The organism is Methylibium rhizosphaerae, assembly GCF_006386545.1.
Taxonomy (GTDB): domain Bacteria; phylum Pseudomonadota; class Gammaproteobacteria; order Burkholderiales; family Burkholderiaceae_C; genus Pseudorivibacter; species Pseudorivibacter rhizosphaerae.
The window spans coordinates 86,843-110,555 of the sequence record NZ_SWAR01000010.1; the positions used below are offsets into that span (position 1 = coordinate 86,843).

At 68.2% G+C, this 23,713-nt stretch carries 15 protein-coding genes; 9 read left to right on the forward strand and 6 right to left on the reverse strand.

Translation table 11 applies throughout. The features are described 5' to 3' along the window. Window positions 1-624, reverse strand: a complete 624-nt coding sequence (locus E8D38_RS10010) for a response regulator transcription factor (protein ID WP_140628661.1) — start codon at window positions 622-624, stop codon at window positions 1-3. Further along, window positions 621-3,146 carry a PAS domain S-box protein gene (locus E8D38_RS10015; protein WP_140628664.1) on the reverse strand — a complete coding sequence of 842 codons (2,526 nt, stop codon included), beginning with the start codon at window positions 3,144-3,146 and terminating at the stop codon, window positions 621-623. Before E8D38_RS10015 ends, E8D38_RS10010 begins: the two co-directional genes overlap by 4 nt. Before the next feature lie 198 nt (window positions 3,147-3,344). Between E8D38_RS10015 and aceE the strand changes: the two genes are divergently transcribed. From aceE to E8D38_RS10050, 7 genes are all read left to right on the forward strand, one after another. After that, window positions 3,345-6,062 (forward strand): pyruvate dehydrogenase (acetyl-transferring), homodimeric type, encoded by a 2,718-nt coding sequence (aceE, locus tag E8D38_RS10020; RefSeq protein WP_140628667.1) that lies wholly within the window; start codon window positions 3,345-3,347, stop codon window positions 6,060-6,062. Window positions 6,063-6,080: 18 nt separating this feature from the next. After that, the gene (aceF, locus tag E8D38_RS10025; RefSeq protein WP_140628669.1) at window positions 6,081-7,730 is read left to right on the forward strand and encodes a dihydrolipoyllysine-residue acetyltransferase; all 1,650 of its coding nucleotides are present in this window, start codon (window positions 6,081-6,083) and stop codon (window positions 7,728-7,730) included. A gap of 10 nt (window positions 7,731-7,740) precedes the next feature. After that, window positions 7,741-9,519, forward strand: coding sequence for a dihydrolipoyl dehydrogenase (lpdA, locus tag E8D38_RS10030; protein WP_140628672.1), 1,779 nt, complete (start codon window positions 7,741-7,743; stop codon window positions 9,517-9,519). Window positions 9,520-9,684: 165 nt separating this feature from the next. Beyond that, window positions 9,685-11,550: a PAS domain-containing sensor histidine kinase gene (locus E8D38_RS10035; RefSeq protein ID WP_246099424.1), complete on the forward strand. Its 1,866-nt coding sequence runs from the start codon at window positions 9,685-9,687 to the stop codon at window positions 11,548-11,550. Further along, on the forward strand, window positions 11,547-11,969 hold the full coding sequence (locus E8D38_RS10040; RefSeq protein ID WP_140628678.1) for a response regulator: 423 nt from the start codon (window positions 11,547-11,549) through the stop codon (window positions 11,967-11,969). The genes E8D38_RS10035 and E8D38_RS10040 overlap by 4 nt, the downstream gene beginning before the upstream one ends. After that, on the forward strand, window positions 11,966-13,951 hold the full coding sequence (locus tag E8D38_RS10045) for an ATP-binding protein (RefSeq protein ID WP_181179018.1): 1,986 nt from the start codon (window positions 11,966-11,968) through the stop codon (window positions 13,949-13,951). The genes E8D38_RS10040 and E8D38_RS10045 overlap by 4 nt, the downstream gene beginning before the upstream one ends. Further along, the gene (locus E8D38_RS10050) at window positions 13,948-14,412 is read left to right on the forward strand and encodes a response regulator (protein WP_140628684.1); all 465 of its coding nucleotides are present in this window, start codon (window positions 13,948-13,950) and stop codon (window positions 14,410-14,412) included. The genes E8D38_RS10045 and E8D38_RS10050 overlap by 4 nt, the downstream gene beginning before the upstream one ends. A 72-nt stretch (window positions 14,413-14,484) precedes the next feature. On the opposite strand, the gene E8D38_RS10055 is transcribed toward E8D38_RS10050, so the two are convergent. Next, entirely contained in the window at window positions 14,485-16,920 is a 2,436-nt protein-coding gene (locus E8D38_RS10055) for a sodium-translocating pyrophosphatase (protein WP_140628687.1), read from the reverse strand. A gap of 277 nt (window positions 16,921-17,197) precedes the next feature. On the opposite strand from E8D38_RS10055, the gene ppa reads away from it, so the two are divergent. Next, window positions 17,198-17,737: an inorganic diphosphatase gene (gene ppa, locus E8D38_RS10060; RefSeq protein ID WP_140628690.1), complete on the forward strand. Its 540-nt coding sequence runs from the start codon at window positions 17,198-17,200 to the stop codon at window positions 17,735-17,737. Window positions 17,738-17,746: 9 nt separating this feature from the next. Here ppa and E8D38_RS10065 read toward each other — a convergent pair whose 3' ends face one another. Further along, window positions 17,747-18,022: a hypothetical protein gene (locus E8D38_RS10065; protein ID WP_140628693.1), complete on the reverse strand. Its 276-nt coding sequence runs from the start codon at window positions 18,020-18,022 to the stop codon at window positions 17,747-17,749. 31 nt (window positions 18,023-18,053) lie between these two features. After that, window positions 18,054-19,718 carry a C25 family cysteine peptidase gene (locus E8D38_RS10070; protein ID WP_140628696.1) on the reverse strand — a complete coding sequence of 555 codons (1,665 nt, stop codon included), beginning with the start codon at window positions 19,716-19,718 and terminating at the stop codon, window positions 18,054-18,056. Between the two features lie 126 nt (window positions 19,719-19,844). Here E8D38_RS10070 and E8D38_RS10075 point away from each other — a divergent pair, with 126 nt between their 5' ends. Then, entirely contained in the window at window positions 19,845-22,574 is a 2,730-nt protein-coding gene (locus E8D38_RS10075) for a M16 family metallopeptidase (protein ID WP_140628699.1), read from the forward strand. A gap of 294 nt (window positions 22,575-22,868) precedes the next feature. Here E8D38_RS10075 and E8D38_RS10080 read toward each other — a convergent pair whose 3' ends face one another. Beyond that, entirely contained in the window at window positions 22,869-23,696 is an 828-nt protein-coding gene (locus E8D38_RS10080) for a caspase family protein (RefSeq protein ID WP_140628702.1), read from the reverse strand. Window positions 23,697-23,713 lie beyond the last annotated feature (17 nt).

Consider the following 23,713-nt stretch of genomic DNA (forward strand, 5'->3'; position numbering starts at 1 on the left):
TTATGCCTTGGCTTGCGCGCCGAGCGCGATCTTCAGCAGATCGGCCACGGTGTTGGCGTTCAGCTTTTCCATGATGTTGGCGCGGTGCGCCTCCACCGTCTTGATGCTGATGCCGAGGTCGTCGGCGATCTGCTTGTTCAGCCGGCCGGCGACGATGCGCTCGAGCACCTGCGCCTCGCGGGTGGTCAGGCGCGACAGCAGCGCGTCGCGGCTGGCCTGTTCCTGATGGTGGGAGAAGGCGACGCGAGCCTGGTCGAGCATGCGCTCCACCAGCCCCAGCAGCTCTTCTTCCTTGAAGGGCTTCTCGATGAAGTCCATCGCGCCCTTCTTCATGGTGGACACCGCCATCGGCACGTCGCCGTGGCCGGTGATGAAGACGATGGGCAGCGGCGACTTGCGCTCCATCAGGCGGTCCTGGAGTTCCAGCCCGCTCATGCCGTCCATGCGGATGTCGGCGATCAGGCAGGCCACTTCCCGGGGGTCGAAACGCGAGAGGAAGGACTCGGAGGAGTCGAAGCACTTGACCCGGTAGTCCTTGCCTTCGAGCAGCCACTGGAGGGAATCGCGAACGGCTTCGTCGTCATCGACGACGTAGACCGTGCCTTTCTTCGGGATCAGGCTCATGCAGCGGTTTCAACGTGTGAGTGGGTGGTTTCAACCGGCACCGTGAAGGTGAAGCGGCAGCCGACCACGGAAGGGCCATTGTAGAGGTTCTCCGCCTTGATCCGTCCGCGGTGCGACTCGACGATCGAGCGGCACAGCGACAGGCCGATGCCCAAGCCTTCGGCCTTGGTGGAGAAGAAGGCTTCGTACAGGCGGCTGATCACCTCGTCCTTGATTCCGGGGCCCGAGTCGGTGACCGAGAACTCGATCACGCCGCCTTCGTCGGGCGTGTGGCGCGGCACCACCCGCAGCTCGATGTTGCGGCGCGACGGCGGCAGGCCGGCGGTGTCGATGGCCTCGGCGGCGTTCTTCAGCAGGTTGAGCACCACCTGCTCGATCAGGATGGGGTCCACCATGATGGTCGGCAGCCGCTGCGCGACATAGGTGTGGATGGTGACGTTGCGGCGGCGCAGCTCGATGCCGGCCAGCTCGACGGCGTCTTCCACGATGGCGCGCGCCTGGGCAGGCTGGCGCTGCGGTTCGCTGCGTTTCACGAAGGCGCGGATGCGGTGGATGATCTGCCCGGCCCGCTGCGCCTGCTTGGAGGTCTTTTCCAGCGCGGCGATGAGATCCGTCTCGCCGATGGTGCCCGCCTTCACGCGCGACACCATGCCGTTGCAATAGTTGGTGATGGCGGTGAGCGGCTGGTTGAGCTCGTGGGCCACCGACGAGGCCATCTCGCCCATGGTGACCAGGCGGCTCGTGACCTGCGCCTTCTCGGCCTGGTGCGAGGCCTGCTCCTCGGCGCGGCGGCGTGCGGTGATGTCGGTGGCGATCAGCATCTGGGCCAGCCGGCCGTCGGTCCACTGCAGGTAGCGGGTGCGCACGTCGAACCATTTCTGCAGCGCGCCGATGAACACCTCGCGGGTGTCGGACCCGGCTTCGGTGAGCTCCTGCGTCGGCAGCCCGCCGAAGTTGTCGACCGTGTCGTCGTTCTCGGGCAGCGCCGGCAGGTCGTGCTCGCTGCCGGCCAGCTGCGCATGGCCTTGCGAATCGATGCCGAACCAGAGCCGGTACGAGCGGTTGGCGAACAGCAGCTCGCCCTGCTGCACCGACAGCACCGATACCGCCGCGTCCAGGCCTTCGAGCACGGTGGTGAAGCGCTCGTGCGATGCCGAGAGCTGGTCGCGGATGCGCTTGGCCTCGGTGATGTTGGTCATCGAGGTCATCCAGCCGGTCTGCTGCCCCTTCGAGTCGATCAGCGGCGACACGTACATGCGGGCGTCGAACTGGCTGCCGTCCCTGCGCATCACGCGCACCTCGATGCCGCCGGCCGGGCTGCGGCCCTGCAGCTCCTGGTGGAACAGGCGCGTGTTTTCTTCGAAGCGGTCGGGCGGCCAGTGCGGGAAGGGCGGCAGGCGGCCGATCAGCTCGCCTTCCGAGAAGCCGGTCATCGCGCAGAAGGCCGGGTTCACGTAAGTGATGCGGCCTTCCATGTCCATGGCCCGCATGCCGGTCAGCATGGAGTTCTCCATCGCCCGGCGGAAGTTCGTTTCCGACACCAGCGCGCTTTGCATCTGCAGGCGCCGCCGCATGTGGCGCCAGGTGCCCAGCAGCATCCAGACGGTGAGCGCCGACAGTGCCACCACCATCCAGAACAGCGTGTTGCCGATCAGGCCGATGGAGGTGCGGTAGCCGTGGCCGCGCAGCATGAAGTCGTGGCCGACCGGCGCGACCGGCACATCGTGCACGATGGCCGGCCGCTCGCGGCCGGGCTGCGCGCTCTGCGGAGCGGTGCTGGCGAGCACCCGGTTGCTGGCGTCGAGCAGGCTCACGCTGTGGCGCTTGCTCACTTCGGCCGGCACGAAATAGCGCAGCAGCGCTTCGACCGAGTACTCGGCCACCAGCATCCCGGAGAAGTTGTTGCGGTCGATGATGGGCACGTGCACCTGGAACACCGTGATGCCGGCGGGATTGGCGTGCGGGCGCGAGTACATCGGCTGGCGCAGGTCGCGCGCCGCATTGAAGGCCCATTCCGGCTCGGCGTTCGAGCCATTCGGGGTGGTTGCCGAGCCCGGCGACTCGCCGCGATGGGCCTCTGTGGGGAAGTTGAGCGACAGGTAGCGCGAGCGCGGGTTGCGGTTGGGCTGCAGCCAGGCGAGGCTCACCACCTCGGGGCGTTCCCGCACGAAGCCGGCGGCCTGGCCGAGAAAGTCCTCCGGGTCGATGGCCGGGGTGACCACCTCGCGCGCCATGCGCACGAGTTGCTCCTGGTTTTCGATCAGGCGCAGGCGGATCTGCTGCTGGACGATCTCGGTGTCGCGCTTGACCGATTCCTGCTCGCGCTCGAACTCCTCGTTCCGCAGGTACCAGAAGGCCGCAATGATGGCCGCCAGGAACAGCATCACCGAGATCAGCGGGCCCAGCGTGGCGAAGCGGTCCTGGCGGGCCGGCGACTGGCGCCGCCACCAGGCCCAGAACAGGCGGCGGGGCGGCGACTTGGCCGGCGGCAGCAGCGTGGAGTCGGGGGCTTGCAGATGCATCGCCGAATTATCGAGGCGCAGTCGCGGGCGCTGCGTGCGGCGCGTCACGGCTGTCGAAGGGGCATGTACGTAGTTTTCTCAATATGAAACGTGCTCGCGCCATTTGAAAACCGAAAGGAGCTGTGCGAAACTAGACCGAGCGCCCTAAAACAGGGCAGCGAACAGGGCCGCGGCCCACTTTCCACAGGAGACAAGACCATGTCCGCACTGCCGGAGTCCGTGCTGGGCGCCGCGGCGAATGACGCCGACGCGCAAGAAACCCGTGAATGGCTGGATGCCCTGTCCGCCGTCATACAGGCAGAAGGCGGCGACCGCGCCCACTTCCTGCTCGAGCAGCTGATCGACCAGGCCCGCCAGGCCGGCGTCGACGTGCCGTTCTCGGCCAACACGGCCTACGTCAACACCATTCCGACCGACCAGGAAGAGCGCTGCCCGGGGAACCTCGACATCGAGGAACGGCTGCGCGCCTACATGCGCTGGAACGCGATGGCCATGGTGGTGAAGGCCAACCGCCTCGACCCGGCCGACGGCGGCGACCTCGGCGGCCACATCTCCTCGTTCGCCTCGGTGGCGACCATGTTCGGCGCCGGCTTCAACCACTTCTGGCATGCCGAGCACGAAGGCCACGGCGGCGACCTGCTCTACATACAGGGCCACTCGTCTCCCGGCATCTATGCCCGCGCCTACATGGAAGGCCGCATCACTGAAGAGCAGTTGCTCAACTTCCGCCAGGAAGTCGACGGCAAGGGCCTCTCCAGCTATCCGCACCCGAAGCTGATGCCCGAGTTCTGGCAGTTCCCGACCGTCTCGATGGGCCTGGGTCCCATCATGGCGATCTACCAGGCGCGCTTCCTCAAGTACCTGCATGCCCGCGGCATCGCCGACACCAGCAACCGCAAGGTCTGGGTGTTCTGCGGCGACGGCGAAATGGACGAGCCCGAGAGCCTGGGCGCCATCGGCCTGGCCGCGCGCGAGAAGCTCGACAACCTGATCTTCGTCATCAACTGCAACCTGCAGCGCCTGGACGGCCCGGTGCGAGGCAACGGCAAGATCGTCCAGGAGCTCGAAGGCGAGTTCCGCGGGGCAGGCTGGAACGTCATCAAGCTGCTGTGGGGCAGCTACTGGGATCCGCTGCTGGCGCGCGACAAGGACGGCATCCTGCGCAAGATCATGATGGACACGGTGGACGGCGACTACCAGGCCTTCCGTGCCAACGACGGCGCCTTCATCCGCAAGAACTTCTTCGGCCGCCACCCCAAGACGCTCGAGCTCGTCTCCAAGATGAGCGACGACGACATCTGGCGCCTGCAGCGCGGCGGCCACGACCCGCAGAAGGTCTACGCGGCATACCACCGCGCGGTCAACCACAAGGGGCAGCCCACGGTGCTGCTGGTGAAGACCGTCAAGGGCTTCGGCATGGGCAAGAGCGGTGAAGGCAAGAACACCGCGCACCAGACCAAGAAGCTCACGAACGACGACATCAAGGGGATGCGCGACCGCTTCAACATCCCGGTGAGCGACGAGCAGATCGACAAGGGCATCCCGTTCTACAAGCCGGCCGACGACACGCCGGAGATGAAGTACCTGCACGAGCGCCGCAAGGCGCTGGGCGGCTACCTGCCGCACCGCCGCGCCAAGGCCGACGAGCAGCTGAAGGTGCCCGATCTCTCCGCCTTCCAGGCGGTGCTGGAGCCCACGGCCGAGGGCCGCGAGATCTCCACCACCCAGGCCTACGTGCGCTTCCTGACCGCGCTGCTGCGCGACAAGGAGCTGGGCCCGCGCGCGGTGCCCATCCTGGTGGACGAGGCACGCACCTTCGGCATGGAGGGCCTGTTCCGCCAGATCGGCATCTACAACCCCGAGGGCCAGAAGTACACGCCGGTCGACAAGGACCAGGTCATGTACTACCGCGAGGACAAGGCCGGCCAGATCCTGCAGGAAGGCATCAACGAGGCGGGCGGCATGAGCTCGTGGATCGCCGCGGCGACGTCGTACTCGACGAACAACCGCATCATGATCCCGTTCTACATCTACTACTCGATGTTCGGCCTGCAGCGAGTGGGCGACCTGTGCTGGGCGGCCGGCGACATGCAGGCGCGCGGCTTCCTGCTGGGCGGCACCTCCGGGCGCACCACGCTCAATGGCGAGGGCCTGCAGCACGAGGACGGCCACAGCCACATCCTGGCGGGCACCATCCCCAACTGCATCAGCTACGACCCCACCTTCGCTCACGAGGTCGCGGTGATCATGCACGACGGTCTCAAGCGCATGGTCGAGAAGCAGGAGAACGTCTACTACTACCTGACCCTGCTGAACGAGAACTACCCGCACCCGGGCCTCAAGCCCGGCACCGAGGAGCAGATCATCAAGGGCATGTACCTGCTGCAGGAAGGCACGCAGCAGCAGAAGAACACGCCGCGGGTGAACCTGCTGGGCAGCGGCACCATCCTGCGCGAGTCGATGTTCGCCAAGGAACTGCTCGAGAAGGACTGGGGCGTGAGCGCCAACGTGTGGAGCTGCCCGAGCTTCAACGAGCTGGCCCGCGACGGCCAGGACGCCGAGCGCTGGAACCTGCTGCATCCGACCGAGACCCCGCGCGTGCCGTTCGTGGCCCAGCAGCTGGGCGGCCATGCCGGCCCGGTGATCGCCTCGACCGACTACATGAAGAACTACGCCGAGCAGATCCGCGCCTTCATGCCCAAGGGCCGCACCTACAAGGTGCTGGGCACCGACGGGTTCGGCCGCAGTGACTTCCGCTCCAAGCTGCGCGAGCATTTCGAGGTGAACCGCCACTACATCGTGGTCGCCGCGCTCAAGGCCCTCGCCGACGAGGGCACGGTGCCGGTCGCGAAGGTCGCCGAAGCCATCAAGAAGTACGGCATCAATACCGAGAAGATCAACCCGCTCTACGCATAAGAACCACGGGGACAAAAAATGGCATTGGTTGAAGTCAAGGTCCCCGACATCGGGGACTTCAAGGACGTCGAGATCATCGAGTTGCTCGTCAAGCCGGGCGACACCATCAAGCCGGACCAGAGCCTCATCACCGTCGAGAGCGACAAGGCCTCGATGGAAATCCCGGCCACGCACGGCGGCGTGGTGAAGGAACTCAAGGTCAAGATCGGCGACAAGGTGAGCGAGGGCTCGCTGGTGCTGCTGGTCGAAGGCGAAGGCGGCGCCGCAGCTGCCCCCGCGCCCGCCGCCGCTGCACCTGCCCCGGCGCCTCAGGCCGCCGCGCCAGCCCCGGCGCCTGCTGCTGCCGCACCCGCCCCGGCTGCCGGCCCGGTGGACGTGGTGGTGCCTGACATCGGCGACTTTTCCGAGGTGGCCGTGATCGAGCTGCTGGCCAAGCCGGGCGACACCATCAAGGCCGAGCAGTCGCTCATCACCGTCGAGAGCGACAAGGCCTCGATGGAGATCCCGTCGTCGCACGCCGGCGTGCTGAAGGAACTCAAGGTCAAGATCGGCGACAAGGTGTCCAAGGGCAGCGTGATCGCGGTGGTCGAGGCCGCGGGCGGCGCTGCTGCCGCGCCGTCGCCGGCGCCCGCGCCGGCCGCGGGCCCGGCGCCTGCGCCGCTGGCCAGCAAGCCGGTCGAGCGCACCGAGCCCACCGCGGCGCTGCCGGCCCATGAGCCGACCGCTCCCAAAGGCACGCTGCCGCATGCCTCGCCTTCCATCCGCCGGCTCGCGCGCGAGCTCGGCGTGCCGCTGGGCGAAGTGAAGGGCTCCGGCCCCAAGGGGCGCATCACGCAGGACGACGTGCAGAACTTCGTCAAGGGCGTGATGGCGGGCAACGTGCAGACCCAGGCGCAGAAGGCCAAGGCACCGGCCGCAGCCGCCGGTGGTTCGCTGCCCGGCCTGCTGCCGTGGCCGCAGGTCGACTTCGCCAAGTTCGGTCCGGTCGATCGCAAGGATCTCTCGCGCATCAAGAAGATCAGCGGCGCGAACCTGCATCGCAACTGGGTGATGATCCCGCACGTCACCAACAACGACGAGGCCGACATCACCGAGCTCGAAGCCTTCCGCGTGGCGACGAACAAGGAAAACGAGAAGTCCGGCATCAAGGTCACGATGCTGGCTTTCGTCATCAAGGCGGTGGTCTCGGCACTGAAGAAGTTCCCCGAGTTCAACACCAGCCTCGACGGCGACACGCTCGTCTACAAGCAGTATTTCCACATCGGGTTCGCGGCCGACACGCCCAATGGCCTGGTGGTGCCGGTGCTGAAGGACGCCGACAAGAAGGGCGTCCTGCAGATCAGCCAGGAGATGGGTGAGCTCGCCAAGAAGGCGCGCGACGGCAAGCTGGGTCCGGTCGACATGACGGGCGGCTGCTTCTCGATCAGCTCGCTCGGCGGCATCGGCGGCACGCACTTCACGCCGATCATCAACGCGCCTGAAGTCGCCATCCTCGGTTTGTCGAAGAGTGCGATGAAGCCGGTGTGGGACGGCAAGCAATTCGTGCCACGCCTGACGCTGCCGCTGTCGCTGTCGTACGACCACCGCGTGATCGACGGCGCAGCCGCGGCTCGCTTCAACGCCTATCTGGCGCAAGTGCTGGCGGACTTCCGCCGCGTGTTGCTGTAAGGAGCGCGACGTGGCCGTCATCGACATCAAGGTTCCCGACATCGGCGACTTCAAGGACGTCGCCATCATCGAAGTGCTGGTCAAGCCCGGCGACACGGTGAAAGCCGAGCAATCGCTCATCACGGTGGAGTCCGACAAGGCTTCGATGGAGATTCCGTCGTCGCACGCCGGCGTGGTGAAGGAGCTCAAGGTCAAGCTGGGCGACACCGTCAACGAAGGCACGGTGATCCTCTCGCTCGACGCCGAAGGCGCTGCCGCGCCGGCACCGTCGCCTGCCGCGGCGCCGACCCCGGCGGCTGCGCCGGCGCAGGCTGCTTCGGCACCCGCCCCGGTGGCCTCCAGCTATGCCGGCGGTGCCGACATCGAGTGCGACATGCTGGTGCTCGGCGCCGGCCCCGGCGGCTATTCGGCCGCCTTCCGCGCCGCCGACCTCGGCATGAAGACGGTGCTGGTGGAGCGCTATGCCACCCTGGGCGGCGTGTGCCTGAACGTGGGCTGCATCCCGTCGAAGGCGCTGCTGCACGTGGCCGCGGTGATGGACGAGGTGAAGCACTTCGCCGACCTGGGCATCGACTACGGTGCCCCGAAGGTGGACCTGCCCAAGCTGCTGGCCCACAAGAACAAGGTGGTGGGCAAGCTCACCGGCGGCCTCACCTCGATGGCCAAGATGCGCAAGGTCACCGTGGTGCGCGGCTACGGCAGCTTTGCCGACCCGCACCATGTCACCGTGGAAGAAACCACCGGCAGCGCGCAGGAAAAAACCGGCAAGACGCAGACCATCCGCTTCAAGCACTGCATCATCGCGGCCGGCTCGCAGGCGGTGCGGCTGCCGTTCTTCCCGAACGACGAGCGCATCGTCGACTCCACCGGCGCGCTGGAGCTGAAGTCGGCGCCCAAGCGCATGCTCATCGTGGGCGGCGGCATCATCGGCCTCGAGATGGGCACGGTGTATTCCACCCTCGGCGCGCGCCTGGATGTGGTCGAAATGCTCGACGGCCTGATGCAGGGCGCCGACCGCGACCTCGTGCGGGTGTGGCAGAAGATGAACGCCGAGCGCTTCGACAACATCATGCTGAAGACCAAGACGGTGGGTGCCGAGGCCACGAAGGACGGCATCCTCGTCAAGTTCGAAGGCGAGGGAGCGCCGAAGGATCCGCAGCTCTACGACCTCGTGCTGCAGGCGGTGGGCCGGGTGCCCAACGGCAAGAAGATCGGCGCCGAGAAGGCTGGCGTGGTGGTGTCCGACCGCGGCTTCATCCCGGTGGACGTGCAGATGCGCACCAACGTGCCGCACATCTTCGCCATCGGCGACATCGTCGGCCAGCCCATGCTGGCCCACAAGGCGGTGCACGAGGCGCACGTTGCCGCGGAAGTGGCCGCCGGCGAGAAGGCGGCCTTCGATGCACGGGTGATCCCGAGCGTCGCCTACACCGACCCCGAGGTGGCCTGGGTGGGCCTCACCGAGGAGCAGGCCAAGGCGCAGGGCATCAAGATCAAGAAGGGCCAGTTCCCCTGGTCGGCTTCTGGTCGCGCCATCGCCAACACGCGTGACGAAGGCTTTACCAAGCTGCTGTTCGACGCCGAGACGCATCGCATCGTGGGCGGCGGCATCGTTGGCACGCATGCCGGCGACCTCATCAGCGAAGTGGCGCTGGCCATCGAGATGGGCGCCGACGAGGTGGACATCGGCAAGACCATCCACCCGCATCCGACGCTGGGCGAAAGCGTGGGCATGGCCGCCGAGATCGCGCACGGCACCTGCACCGACGTGCCGCCGCAGCGCAAGTAGCGCGGTTCGGGTGATGCGTTGACGAAGGGCCGCGTACAGCGGCCCTTCGCCTTTTGCCATCCATCGCTTCGCGCCTCCCCCTTCCTTTTCGTTGTGCGGCCGGCGGACTTGGAGTAGAAACGCCGAATGCCGGCCGCCCCCGCGGCGGCTCTCAGGGAGGGGCCCGTGGACACCGACTACGCGTCGCTGCTGCTGGAGCACACGCCGGATGCCACCGTGGTTTCCGGCCCCGACGGGCGCGTGCTGTACTGGAATGCCGCGGCCTGCGCCATCTTCGGCTACTCGCAGGAAGAAGCCCTCGGCCACCCGTTGCACGAGCTCATCGTGCCGGCCGGGCAGTCGGGCCAGGCCGCCGAGCGGGAACGGGAGGCGCTGGCAGGCGCCTCGGTGGTGTACGAGACGGTGCGCCGCCGCAAGGACGGCTCCCTGCTGCACATGAGCGTCAGCTTCAGGGCGGTGGCCACCGAGGAGGGCCAGCCGCGATGCCTCGTGCGCAGCATGAAGGACGTGACGCACCTGAAGACGCAGCGCGATGCGAAGCTGGTGGAGGCGAAGTACCGCGACCTGCTCGAGTACACGCCCGATGCCATCGTCATCGTCAACGTCACCGGCCGCATCATCCTCGTGAACTCGCAGGCCGAGCGCCTGTTCGGTTATTCGCGCCACGAGCTCATCGGCCAGGGCGTGGAGACGCTGCTGCCCGACCGGCACCGCGCCGCGCACCTGGGCCTGCGCGGCGGCTACTTCTCGGCGCCACGCACCCGCAACATGGGCGCCAGCCAGGAGCTCTACGGCCAGCGCAAGTCCGGCGAGGAGTTCCCGGTCGAGATCAGCCTGAGCCCCCTGGCCACTGAAGAGGGCGTCATGGTGATGAGCGCGGTGCGCGACATCACAGACCGGCGCGACGCCCGCCGCCGCGCCGACCAGAAGTTCCGCGACCTGCTGGAGTCGGCGCCCGATGCGATGGTGATCGTCGACCAGCGCGGCGAGATCGTGCTCGCCAACTCGCAGGCGGTGAGGCTGTTCGGCTGGGCGCGCGACGAACTGCTGGGCAAGCGGATCGAGATCCTGGTGCCGCAGCGCTTCCATGCCGCGCACCCGGGGCACCGCGGCGGCTTCTTCGCCAACCCCAAGGTGCGGGCGATGGGCGCTGGGCTCGATCTTCACGGCCTGCGCAAGGACGGTTCCGAGTTTCCGGTCGAGATCAGCCTGAGCCCCTTGCAGACCGAGGAGGGGCTGTTCGTGTCCAGCGCCATCCGCGACGTCACCGAGCGCAAGCGCGTGGAGCAGAAGCTGCAGGAAGCGAGCCGGCTGAAGAGCGAGTTCCTCGCCAACATGTCGCACGAGCTGCGCACGCCGCTCAACGGCATCATCGGCTTCTCCGAGCTGCTCTACGACGGCAAGGCCGGGCCGCTCAACGAGCAGCAGAAGGACTTCCTCAACGACATCCTCAACAGCGGCCGCCACCTGCTGCAGCTGATCAACGACGTGCTCGACCTGTCGAAGGTGGAAGCCGGCCGCATGGAGCTCTTCCCCGAGGCGTTCGCGCTGCCGCAGGCCATCGACGAGGTGTGTTCGGTGATCCTGCAGATGGCGCAGGCGAAGCGCATCCAGGTGCAGCGCTCGGTCGACCCGGCGCTGGCCCAGGTCACCCTCGACCGGCAGAAGTTCAAGCAGGTGCTGTTCAACCTGCTGTCCAACGCGGTGAAGTTCACCGACGAAGGCGGCCAGGTCGAGCTGCAGGTGCGGCCCGAAGGCGCGGGCGTGCTGTGCATGCAGGTGCGCGACACCGGCATCGGCATCCGGCCGGAAGACTTCAACCGGCTGTTCGTCGAGTTCCAGCAGATCGACTCCGGCGCCGGCCGTCGCTACCAGGGCACCGGGCTCGGGCTGGCGCTGACCCGCAAGCTGGTCGAGTTCCAGCATGGCGAGATCAGCGTGCAGAGCGCACCGGGGCAGGGCAGCACCTTTACCGTGGTGCTGCCGCTGCACGAGACGCGCGAGATGCAGGAGGCGCCGGCGTCCACATGAGCACGACCGAAGCGGTGATCCTCGTCGTGGACGACAACCCCACGAACCTCAAGCTCGCCTCCGCGCTGCTGCGGGCCGAAGGCCACACGGTCGTGCCGGCCGCCGATGCCGAGCAGGCCGAGGCGCTGCTGGCCGATCAGGTGCCCGACCTCATCCTGATGGACATCGCCCTGCCTGGCATGGACGGTCTCGAGCTGACTCGCCGCCTCAAGGCCGATGCGCGGCTGCGCCACGTGCCGGTGATCGCGCTCACCGCATTTGCGATGAAGGGCGACGACAACCGGGCGCGCGAGGCCGGCTGCGACGGCTACATCACCAAGCCGATCGACACGCGCGCCATGCCGTCGCTCGTGCGGCAGGTGCTGCAGCAGGCCGCCGCCCGCCGCGCATGGCAGCCCGAGGAAGGCGAGGGCCGGTGAAACTGCTGATCGTCGATGACAACCCGCTCAACCTGAAGCTGCTGCGCGCACAGCTCGAGGCCGAGGGCCTCGCCGTCGAGCAGGCGGCCCACGGCGTGGAAGCCCTGCGGGTGCTGGCCGCAGGCGGCTCGTACGACGGGGTCATCTCGGACATCCTCATGCCCGAGATGGACGGCTTCAGGCTGTGCCTCGAATTGCGCAAGGACCCGCGCCTGGCCCAACTGCCTTTCCTGCTGTATACGAGCACCTACAACTCGCCCTCCGACCGCGAGCTGGCGCGCTCGGTCGGCGCCGATGCCTACCTCACCAAACCGGCGCCGGTACAGGTCATCCTCGAGGCGCTGCGCCAGGCACCCCTGCAGCGGCCGGAGCGGGCGCAGCAGCAGGTCGCGCCCGCCCCCGACGAGGGCCAGGTGCTGCGGCAGTACAACCAGGCGCTGGTCAACAAGCTCGAGGAAAAGAACCACGAGCTCGCCATGGCCAACGGCCTGCTCGAATACCAGCTCAATCTCACCCGCAACATCACCGACACCGCAGCCGTCGGCATCTTCGTGTGCGACGAATCGGGCAGGGTGAGCTTCATGAACGCTTATGCCGAGAAGATGTTCGGCTGGCGCTTCCACGAACTGGAGGGCGGCCTGCTCTCCGGCAAGGTGCAGCGCGACGGCGAGGCGTCGCAGCACCATGACGACATCTTCTATCGCAAGGACGGCAGGCCGGTGCCGGTGGCCTGGTCGCGCGCGCCCATCTCGGTGGAGGGGCGGCCGACCGGCTCGGTGCTCACGGTGCACGACCTGAGCGACGTGAAGCGGGCGGAGGCCGCGCTGCGGGCCTCCGAGCGTTTCGCCCGCGAGACGCTCGACTCGCTGTCGTCCCATGTCGCCATCCTCGACGAGCAGGGCCTCATCATCGGCACCAACAAGGCCTGGCGCGCCTTCGAGGCCCCGGCCGGCGGCGGCGAAGGGATCAACTACCTGGAGCACTGCGACCGTGCCGCCGCCGGTGGTGACGTGGCCGCCCGGCGCTGCGCGCAAGGCGTGCGCAGCGTGCTGGCCGGTGAAGCCGACGAGTTGCGGTTCGAGTGCGCCTTCGAAGGCGCGGCGGGGCGGCGGTGGTTCATCGTGTGGCTCACGCGCTTTCGCGGCGAAGGCGACCTGCGCATCGTCGTGGCCCGCGACGACGTCACCGAACGCAAGCAGGCCGAAGACGAGGTGGTTGCTCTCAACGCCGGCCTGGAGCAGCGCGTGCGCCAGCGCACGCTGGAACTGGAGGCGGCCAACCGCGACCTGGAGTCCGCCAACCGCGGTCTCGAGGCCTTTTCCTATTCGGTGTCGCACGACCTGCGGGCGCCCCTGCGGGTGGTCGACGGCTATGCCTCGCTGCTGCTGCAGGACTACGCCGCCGACCTGCCGCCCGAGGCGCAGCGTTTCCTCGGCCTTGTGCGCCATGGTGCACAGCGCATGGCCACGCTGATCGAGGACCTGCTCCGGTTCGCGCAGACGGCCCAGCAGCCGCTCGACATGCATCCGGTGGACCTGGCCACCGTGGTGGCGCACTGCCTGGCCGAGTTGCGCGAGGAGATCGCGGCGCGGCGCATCGCCGTGTCGGTGCAGCCTCTGCCGCGCCTGCTGGCCGACGAGGCGATGCTGCGGCAGGTGTTCGCTAACCTGCTGGGCAATGCCGTCAAGTACACGCGCCGGCAGGAGCACCCGGTCATCGAGGTGGGTTGCCGGCAAGGCGAAGAGGAGGGCGTTTGCATCGTGCACGTGAAGGACAACGGCGCAGGGTTCGACATGGGACACGCCGACAAGCTGTTCAACGTGTTCCAGCGGCTGCACCGGCAGGACGAGTTCGAAGGCACCGGGGTGGGCCTGGCCATCGTGCAGCGCATCGTGCAGCGCCACGGCGGGCGCATCTGGGCCGAGGCCGCTCCGGGGCGGGGGGCATCGTTCTTCCTCGCGCTGCAGGGAGCCGCGCCTTGAGCTCGGCTGGGCGCCGGGCCGCGCCCAAGCCGGCCCGCATCCCCTCGGTGGACATGAACGCGGGGGAGCCCTACGTGCTGCTGGTGGACGACAGTGCAGTCGAGGCGGAGCTGTCGCTGGTGGCCCTGCGGCATCACGTCGCGATCGCCCTGCGGGTGGCTGCCACCGTGCGCGAGGCCGCGCAGGCGGTGGCCGCCTGCCACCCGCGGCTGGTGCTGCTTGACCTCAAGCTGCAAGGCGAGAGCGGACTGGACCTGCTGGTGCAGCTCAAGCGCGACGCCACCACCGCCACCATTCCGGTGGTCATGTTGAGCAGCTCGCGGCACCCGCACGACCTGCGCGAGAGCTACCGCCTGGGGGCCAACGGCTATGTGGTCAAGCCGGTCGACTTCGACGCGTTTCGCGAGGTGGCGCGCAAGGTCGCGGACTTCTGGCTCACGGTGAACCAGCTGCCCGACTGAGGCGCAGGCACGCGGTCGCTGCAAGAGAAAGGCCCGCCGAAGCGGGCCTTTGCCACAAGTGCAGGGCAGCCGCTATTGCAGCCGCACCTCCACCCGGCGGGCCTCGTCGGGGTTGGTCGAGCCGACCAGCAGCTCGGGCTTTTGCAGCTGGATGCGCTCCTTCGGCACGCCGTTGGCCTCCAGCGCATGGGCCACCGTCATGGCACGCTGCTTGGCCAGCTCCGCGTTCTGGGCTGCATCGCCGCTGGCGTCGTGGTAGCCGCTCACCACCAGCATGCCGCCGCCGTTGCGTGCCACTTCCGAGAGCTTGTTGATCGCCTCGTTGCTTTCCACGGGCAGCTCGGCCTTGCCGAGGGCGAAGTACACGTTCACCGCCGTGTTGACCTCCAGCTGCGCGCGCCCGGCCGCCATGGCGGCGGCCTGTGGGTCGGCATGGGCGGCCGTGCCGGCCGTGCCGGCCGGCAGCAGCGGCACGATCAGCAGCGCCACGATGTTGATGATCTTGATGAGCGGGTTCACCGCGGGGCCGGCGGTGTCCTTGTAGGGGTCGCCCACCGTGTCGCCGGTCACCGCGGCCTTGTGGGCGTCGCTGCCCTTGCCGCCGTGGTTGCCGTCCTCGATGTACTTCTTGGCGTTGTCCCAGGCGCCGCCGCCGGTGCACATGGAGATGGCGACGAACAGGCCGGTGACGATGGTGCCCATGAGCAGGCCGCCCAGCGCCTCGGCGCCGAGGAGCAGGCCCACGAGGATGGGCACCACCACCGGCAGCAGCGACGGAATCATCATTTCCTTGATGGCGGCCCCGGTGAGCATGTCGACCGCACGGCCGTATTCGGGCTTGCCGGTGCCTTCCATGATCCCCTTGATCTCGCGGAACTGGCGGCGCACCTCCTCGACCACCGAGCCGGCGGCTCGGCCCACCGCTTCCATGGCCATGGCGCCGAACAGGTAGGGGATCAGGCCGCCGATGAACAGGCCGACGATCACCTTGGGGTTCGACAGGTCGAAGCTCGCGCTGATGCCGCGCGACTCGAGCGAATGGGTGTAGTCGGCGAACAGCACCAGCGCGGCGAGGCCGGCCGAGCCGATGGCATAGCCCTTGGTGACCGCCTTGGTGGTGTTGCCCACCGCGTCCAGCGGGTCGGTGATGTCGCGCACCGAGTCGGGCAGCTCGGCCATCTCGGCGATGCCGCCGGCGTTGTCGGTGATCGGGCCGTAGGCGTCGAGCGCCACGATGATGCCGGCCATGCTGAGCATGGAGGTGGCGGCGATGGCAATGCCGTACAGGCCTGCGAGCCAGTACGAGGCGAGGATGGCCACGCAGACGAAGATCACCGGCCAGGCCGTGCTCTTCATGCTCACGCCGATGCCCGCGATGATGTTGGTCGCGTGGCCGGTGGTGGATGCCTGCGCCACATGCTTCACCGGCTTGAAGTCGGTGCCGGTGTAGTACTCGGTGATCCAGACCATGGCGGCGGTGAGCACGAGGCCCACCACGCAGGTGCCCCACATCGCCAGCGCCGATGCCCTGGCGCCGCCGATGAGCTCCACCCCGTTGGGGAACATCGCCGTGGTGACGAAGTAGAAGGCCACCAGCGACAGCACGCCCGCGACGATGAGGCCCTTGTAGAGCGCCGGCATCACGTTCTTCATGCCGGGGCTGGCCTTCACGAAGAAGCAGCCGATGATCGACGCGATGATCGACACGCCGCCCAGCACGAGCGGGTACACCGCCGCCGCGCCGCCGCCCACCACCATGAGGGCGCCCAGCGCCATGGTGGCGATCAGCGTGACCGCATAGGTCTCGAACAGGTCGGCTGCCATGCCGGCGCAGTCACCCACGTTGTCGCCCACGTTGTCGGCGATCACGGCCGGGTTGCGCGGGTCGTCCTCGGGGATGCCGGCTTCCACCTTGCCCACGAGGTCGGCGCCTACGTCGGCACCCTTGGTGAAGATGCCGCCGCCCAGCCGCGCGAAGATCGAGATCAGCGAGGAGCCGAAGGCCAGCCCGAGCAGGGGCTTGAGGGTGGCCGAGTCGGGCTTGGCCATGCCGCCGATCAGCCAGAAGAACAGGCCCACGCCCAGCAGCCCCAGGCCCACCACCAGCATGCCGGTGATGGCGCCGCCCTTGAAGGCGATGTCGAGTGCCGGGCCGATGCCCTGCGTGGCCGCCTGGGCGGTGCGCACGTTGGCACGCACCGAGACGTTCATGCCGATGAAGCCGCAGGCGCCCGAGAGCAGCGCCCCCAACACGAAGCCGGCCGCGGTGAGCATGCCCAGCCCAGGCGTCACGAAGATCAGGATGGCCAGCACCACGCCGACGATGGCGATGGTGCGGTACTGGCGGGCCAGGTAGGCGGCCGCCCCCTGCTGCACCGCGCCGGAGATCTCCTGCATGCGGGCGTTGCCTGCGTCCTGCTTCAGGATCCAGCTGCGCTGTATGAAGCCATACAGCACCGCGGCCAAACCACACGCTAGCGCGAAGTAAAGCGCCACTGTTGGGGACATGTAGCCGTCTCCTTCCTCAATGAAGCCATGGGATGAATGGGACCGGGGCTTCGGGGGAAAGCCCCGCGGGGAATTCGCCGCAACTTCTGAGCCAGCGTGCTGGCGCGGTGCGGTCGCCGGGGGATGCTAAGGGAAGGTATAGGCGCAGGCAATGACGCCCGGGCCGGTGTTTACCAGTGGTGACGATCGGTGAGCGCGGTGCTTGGCATGAAGGGCTGGCGCAAGCGGGGCCGCTAAAATCTTGGGGTTTGCCCTTGTCCATCTCCGCGAGAACACCATGAGCCTGCACAACGTGACCCCCGGCGCGAAGGCGCCTGAAGAGTTCAACGTCATCATCGAGATCCCGATGAATGCCGACCCGATCAAGTACGAGGTCGACAAGGCGACCGGCGCCATCTTCGTGGACCGCTTCATGACGACCGCGATGCACTACCCGTGCAACTACGGCTATGTGCCGCAGACCCTGTCGGACGACGGCGACCCGGTGGACGTGCTGGTGATCACGCCGTTCGCGCTGACCCCCGGCGTGGTGGTGACCTGCCGCCCCATCGGCGTGCTGAAGATGGAAGACGAAGCCGGCGGCGATGCCAAGCTGCTGGCAGTGCCCACCACCAAGATCCTGCCGATCTACGACCACTGGAAGAAGCCAGAGGACATCAACCAGATGCGCCTGAAGGCGATCCAGCACTTCTTCGAGCACTACAAGGACCTCGAAGCCGGCAAGTGGGTCAAGGTGCAGGGCTGGGAAGGCCCCGAGGCCGCCAAGAAGGAAATCTCGGACGGCATCGCCAGCTACGCGAAGGCGCAGAAGAAGTAAGGTGGCAGGCTACTTGGCCAGTGGCTGCAGCTTGATGTAGCGCAGTTCGCTGTCGAGCAGGTAGCCCTGCACCGTCACCACGCGGCCCAGCCATTGGGTCGCGTCGGGCGGCACCTCGAACGGGTTGCCGCCCAGCTGGCTCAGCACGAGCCGGCCCTTGCTGCCGCAATCGAGCACCAGCGCCTCATGCTCGCTGCCGGTGCCGCGGCGCACCACTTCGCACAGCAGCGTCCCCTGTTTCTTGACGACGGGGCGCTTTGGCTTTGTACGGGTGGTGGCGGCCATGCGCGATTATTGGCCGCCGCTCATGCGTGGTTCATGAACTGTGCAGCAGCCGGGTGCGCACGATGGTGCCTTGCGTGTCGGTTTCCACCTTCAGCAGCTGGATGCGGGCCTGGCCCTTCACCACCTTGCGGCCGGTCCAGTAGTACTCGATGGACTCGCCCGCGGCCGCGGCCGCGGGCGCGGAGGCGGCGGCCCGGGCCGCCGTCGGCCTGGCTGCGGCGGTGGCCGCTGCAGCGGCGGCCGGCGCAGGGCGGGGCGGGCGCACCAGCTTCTCCGCGTGCACATAGCCCGGGTCGAGCAGGTTGAGCGCGCCCTTGCCGAACATCGACTGCACCGCGCTGAACAGCGCCTTCGCCTCGTCGGGCCTGGGGGCCGCGGCTTCATGGCGGGCCGGCAGCGTCCGGCGGATCTGCGAAGCCATCTCGATGCGCAGCTCGCGGCGCTGCCTTCTTTCCTGCACCTGCAGCGGCGACACCGGCGGCGCGCCCACACGCCGTGCCGCGGCGGCCACCGCCTTCATCGCGGGCACCGCCGGCGCCATCACCGGGTGCAGCGACGGATCGCCCAGCAGCACGAACTCGATCAACGTCTTCTCGTCGGCCTGGTCGGTGGGCCAGCCCTGGCTCGCCAGCCATTTCACGTAGTCCTGCTTGGCTTCCAGCAGCGCGCGGCCGAGCGAGGCCCCGTTGAGCGCACCCTTGAGATACGAGCAGACGATCCAGTCGGCACAGGCCATCTGCTGCACGCCCACCCAGGCGATCTTGGTCGCGCCGGCAAAGCCCACCGCACCCTGGCGCAGGTAGGTCGCGGCGATGGACCACTGGTTGGCCGGCTGGGCCGCCGGGTCGCCGGGCGCGTAGACCTGTGCGCCGTAGCAGCACATGGCCGCGGCCAGCGTGCCCGGGCGCAGCCGCGGCTTGAGGGTGGCGGAGTCCAGCACCGCAGGGAAATCGTTGCCCTTCTGGCCGTAGAAGCGGGCATCGAGCTCGGCGCCGTGGCACTTGATCATGTGCAGCTCGCGGGCCAGGCGATTGCGCGCCGGTGCGGTGGCGTCCACCGTGGGCGGCGAGATCATCAGGTCGCCGGCGGGCAGCCCGAGGTATTGCATGCAGGCCTCGCCGGCGCCTTGCCACTCGTCGCAGCACACGGCATAGGCCGCGTCGTAGTGGCTGCGGGCCCGCGGCTTCCAGGCGGTGGCGCGCTTCAGGTAGCCGACCAGCCAGTTGGCGTCGCCGCTGCCCGGCAGGTCGTTGATGCGGCCGAGCACGCGGTCGGGCACGAGGTAGCTCTTGCGGTTCCTGGCGGAATAGGCGGTGCTGCAGGCGTAGGGGTTGTCGGTGGGCACGTCGCGGTCGGTGTCGCCGTTGGGGTCGTGGCTGGGGTTGGGCACCCGGAACATCGGCACTACTTCGTCGCCGCCGAGGATCACCACGTATTCCGGCTGCAGCTTCCTGCACAGCGCGTCGAGCGCGCGCTTCACTTTCACCGGCGTGGCGCGGCCGGTGATCGCGGCCACGTCGTGGCCCTTCATCGCCGCTGCGTCGTCCAGCGGCAGGTGCAAGGTGGTGATGCCGCGCGCCGCATCGGCCTTGATCCATGCCTGCAGCGCCTTGTCGATGCGGGCCAGGGCCGAGGCCGAATACTTGGCCGCCAGGTTGGCCTGCACGGTGATGCAAAGCTTGATGCTGCTGGGCATGGTGCCTCCGCTGTGTTGCTTGTAGTGCCGCGCATTGTGTTCAGCAAGGCGCGGCACGCCAACCCCAACATCGCGGACCAGCGCGCATGGCTAAACTGCGCCGTTCATACGCATGGGAGCATCTCGATGTCGCTGAAGCATCTTCTCGCGGCTGTTGCACTGGCCGGCTCCGCGCTGGTGCAGGCCGCGCCCGCTGCCGGCACGGCCTTGCCGCGTGGCGTGACCCAGGTCACTTCGGTCGAGGGCATCGCCGAATACAAGCTGGCCAACGGCCTGCAGGTGCTGCTGGTGCCCGACGACTCCAAGCCCACCACCACGGTCAACGTCACCTACCGCGTCGGCTCCCGGCACGAGAACTACGGCGAGACGGGCATGGCCCACCTGCTGGAGCACCTGCTGTTCAAGGGCTCGACCAGGTACCCCACGGTGTGGGCCGAGTTCACCAAGCGCGGCCTGCGCGCCAACGGCACCACCTGGTTCGACCGCACCAACTACTTCGCCAGCTTCTCGGCCAACGAGGAAAACCTGCGCTGGTACCTCGGCTGGCAGGCCGACGCCATGGTCAACAGCTTCATCGCGCGCAAGGACCTCGATACCGAGATGACGGTGGTGCGCAACGAGATGGAGATGGGCGAGAACAGCCCCGACCGGGTGCTGTTCGAGAAGACGCTGGCCACCATGTACCAGTGGCACAACTACGGCAAGTCCACCATCGGCGCGCGCGCCGACGTGGAGAACGTCGACATCCCGCGGCTGCAGGCCTTCTACCGGCAGTACTACCAGCCCGACAACGCCACCCTCATCGTGGCCGGCAAGTTCGACGTCAACAAGACGCTGGGCTGGATCGCGCAGGACTTCGGCAAGCTGGCCAGGCCGAAGCGCAAGCTGCCAACGCTCTACACCATCGACCCGGTGCAGGACGGCGAGCGCAGTGTGACGCTGCGGCGCAGCGGCGGCGTGCCCATGCTGTTCGCCGCCTACCACGTGCCGTCAGCGGCCCACCCGGACTACGCCGCCATCGAGGCGCTCAACCTCATCGCGGCCGACGCGCCGGCCGGTCGCCTGCACAAGCGGCTGGTCGAGAAGCAGCTGGCCGCGGCGGTGTTCTCGTTCAGCGAAGGCCTGCACGACCCCGGCTTCACCCTGCTGGGTGCGCAGCTCGCGCCGGGCCAGGACGTCGACAAGGCCCGCGGCGAGCTGCTGGCCACCATCGAAGGCCTCGGCACCGAGCCGGTCACCGACGAGGAGTTGAAGCGCGCCCAGGCCAAGTGGATCAAGGGCTGGGAAATGGCCTTCACCAACCCCGAGACGGTGGGCGTGTCGCTGTCGGAGTCGGTGGCCCAGGGCGACTGGCGCCTGTTCTTCCTGCTGCGCGACCGCGTGCGCGACCTGAAGCTGGCCGACGTGCAGCGGGTGGCGAAGGAGCGCTTCCTGCCGTCGAACCGTACGCTGGGCACCTACGTTCCGACCGATGCGCCGCAGCGCGCGCCGCTTCCGGTGGCCTACAGCGTGGCCGAGGCGCTGCGCAGCTTCAAGCCGCAGGCCGGTGCGGCGGCGGTGGCCGCCTTCGACACCTCGCCCGCCAACCTCGACGCCAGGACGCAGAAGTTCACGCTGCCCTCCGGCATGCAGGTCGCCCTGCTGCCCAAGCCCACCCGCGGCAATGCGGTCCAGGCCCGCCTCACGCTGCGTTTCGGCGACGAGAAGAGCCTGTTCGGCCAGGGCGAGATCGCCAACCAGGTGGCCGAGATGCTCGACAAGGGCACCGCGAAGCTGAGCCGCCAGCAGATCCAGGACAAGCTCAACGAGCTGCAGACCACCATCGGCATCGATGGCGGCGCCGAGAACGTGCAGGTGTCCATCGTCAGCAAGCGCGACCAGCTCCCGGCGGCCATTGCGCTGGTGGGTGAGCTGCTGCGCGAGCCCAGCTTCCCGCCCGACGTGCTGGAGGAGCTGCGCCGCCAGGCGCTCACGCAGGTGGAGCAGGCGCGCAAGGAGCCGGAGGCCATCGTCGGCAACGCGCTGGCGCGCCACGGGAACCCTTACCCGCGCGGCGACGTGCGCTATGCCCGCAGCTTCGACGAGATGGTGGCCGACGTGCAGGCGGTCAAGGTGGAGCAGCTCAAGGCTTTCCACCAGCGCTTCTATGGTGCGTCCAACGCACAGTTCGGCGCGGCCGGCGACTTCGACGCGGCGGCCGTGCGCGCCGCGCTCGAGGCGGCCTTCGGTAACTGGAAGAGCGCGTCGCCGTTCACCCGCGTGCCGCAGCCGCTGGTGGCCGAGCCGCCGGCGCGGCTGGTGTTCAACACGCCCGACAAGCAGAACGCCACCATGGCCGTGCAACTCAGCATGCCGCTGAGCGACAACGACGCCGACTATCCGGCGCTCTACATCGCCAACTGGCTGCTGGGCACGGGCGGCGATTCGCGGCTGTGGAAGCGCATCCGCGAAAGCGGCGGGCTGTCCTACGACGTGCGCAGCTATGTGCAATGGAGCAACTTCGAGCCCAACTCCACCTGGGTCGGCTCGGCGATCTTCGCGCCGCAGAACCGCGCCAAGGTCGAGGCGGCCTTCAAGGAGGAGGTGGCCCGGGCGCTGAAGGATGGCTACACGCCGCAGGAGCTCGAGTCCGCCAAGCGGGGCGCGCTCAGCTTCCGCCGCCTCAACCGCGCCCAGGACGCAGTGCTGGCCGGCACGCTGGCCAGCAACCTCTACCTGAAGCGCGATTTCGCGCTGTCGCAGCGCATCGACGATGCGATCGCGGCGCTGACAGTGGAGCAGGTGAATGCGGCCCTGCGCAAGTACCTGAAGCCGGAGCAGTTCGTGTTCGCGCTGGGGGGCGAATTCAAGGACTGATCGCCCACCCCCGGTTGTTCGGGGCGGCGCGTCAGCAGCCAGCCGAGCAGCAGGCCGGCGCCGAGCGCCAGGGCCAGCATCACCCATTCGGCCATCGCGGCGCCGGCCAGCAGCCACTGCAGGCCGGCGAAGAGGATGCTGCCGCGGTCTTCCAGCGGCTGGGAGCGGATCTCGCAGGCGGCGGCTCGGGTGGACGCGGCGGTGTGCAACATGGTCGTCTCCTGGGCTGGCGGTCCGCGTTTGCGTTCCTCTTGCCCTGGGTTGCACGGCCGCCGTGGCCGGTTCAAGGCGTTTTCAACGGGCCGTCGTGCACACCCCGCCCGGCCCGGGGGTGAAGCAGAAGTCGCCGGTGAGGCTGGAGCTTTCCCAGGGCACCTGCACCCGGCCGGTGTCGCGGGCCACGCCCAGGCGCACCTGCTTGAACACCAGTTCGATCGGCAGGCCCGGCTGGCGCATCACCGCCAGCAGGTGCTTGGTGTAGAGGCTGTTCTTTTCGCCCGGGTTGTCGAGCGCCACGCCGCCGGGTGCGGTGGAGAACGCCACCATCGAGCCCAGCGGCGCCTCCACACGGGCCAGGCCGGCCGGGGTGGCCCCGCGGAACTTGAGCCGCCGGCCGTCGGGGCCCAGCACTTCGGTGCCGGAGAACGGGTTGTTGCGGCAGGCGTCGAGGATCACGATGTTGATGCCCTGGCGGTTGGCGCCCAGCCGGTCGAGCAGCTCGTTGAGGTCGGCGCTCTTCCCGGGCACTTCGTCTTCGGCGCGGATCTCGGTGTCCACCGGCAGCAGGTAGTTGCGGCCCTTCACCTGCACGCCGTGGCCGGCGTAGTAGACCAGGCGCACGCCGGCGTTCCTGGCGTTCATCGAGAACTGGCGGAAGGCCTCGATCATGTCGCGCAGCGAGGTGTTCTCGCGCAGCACCACCTCGAAGCCCAGGGCACGCAGGCTGGCCGCCACGGCCTGGGCGTCGTTGACGGGGTTCTTCAGCGCGCCGACCTTGTAGGCGGCGTTGCCGATCACGAGAGCGGCCTTGCGCTCCTCGCCGGCGGCTGCCAGCCGGGGCAGCAGGCCGCCCAGCGGCGCGATCGCCAGCGCCTGGCACAGCTTGCGGCGGTCGGCTTCCATCGTGCGGCCCTTGTCGT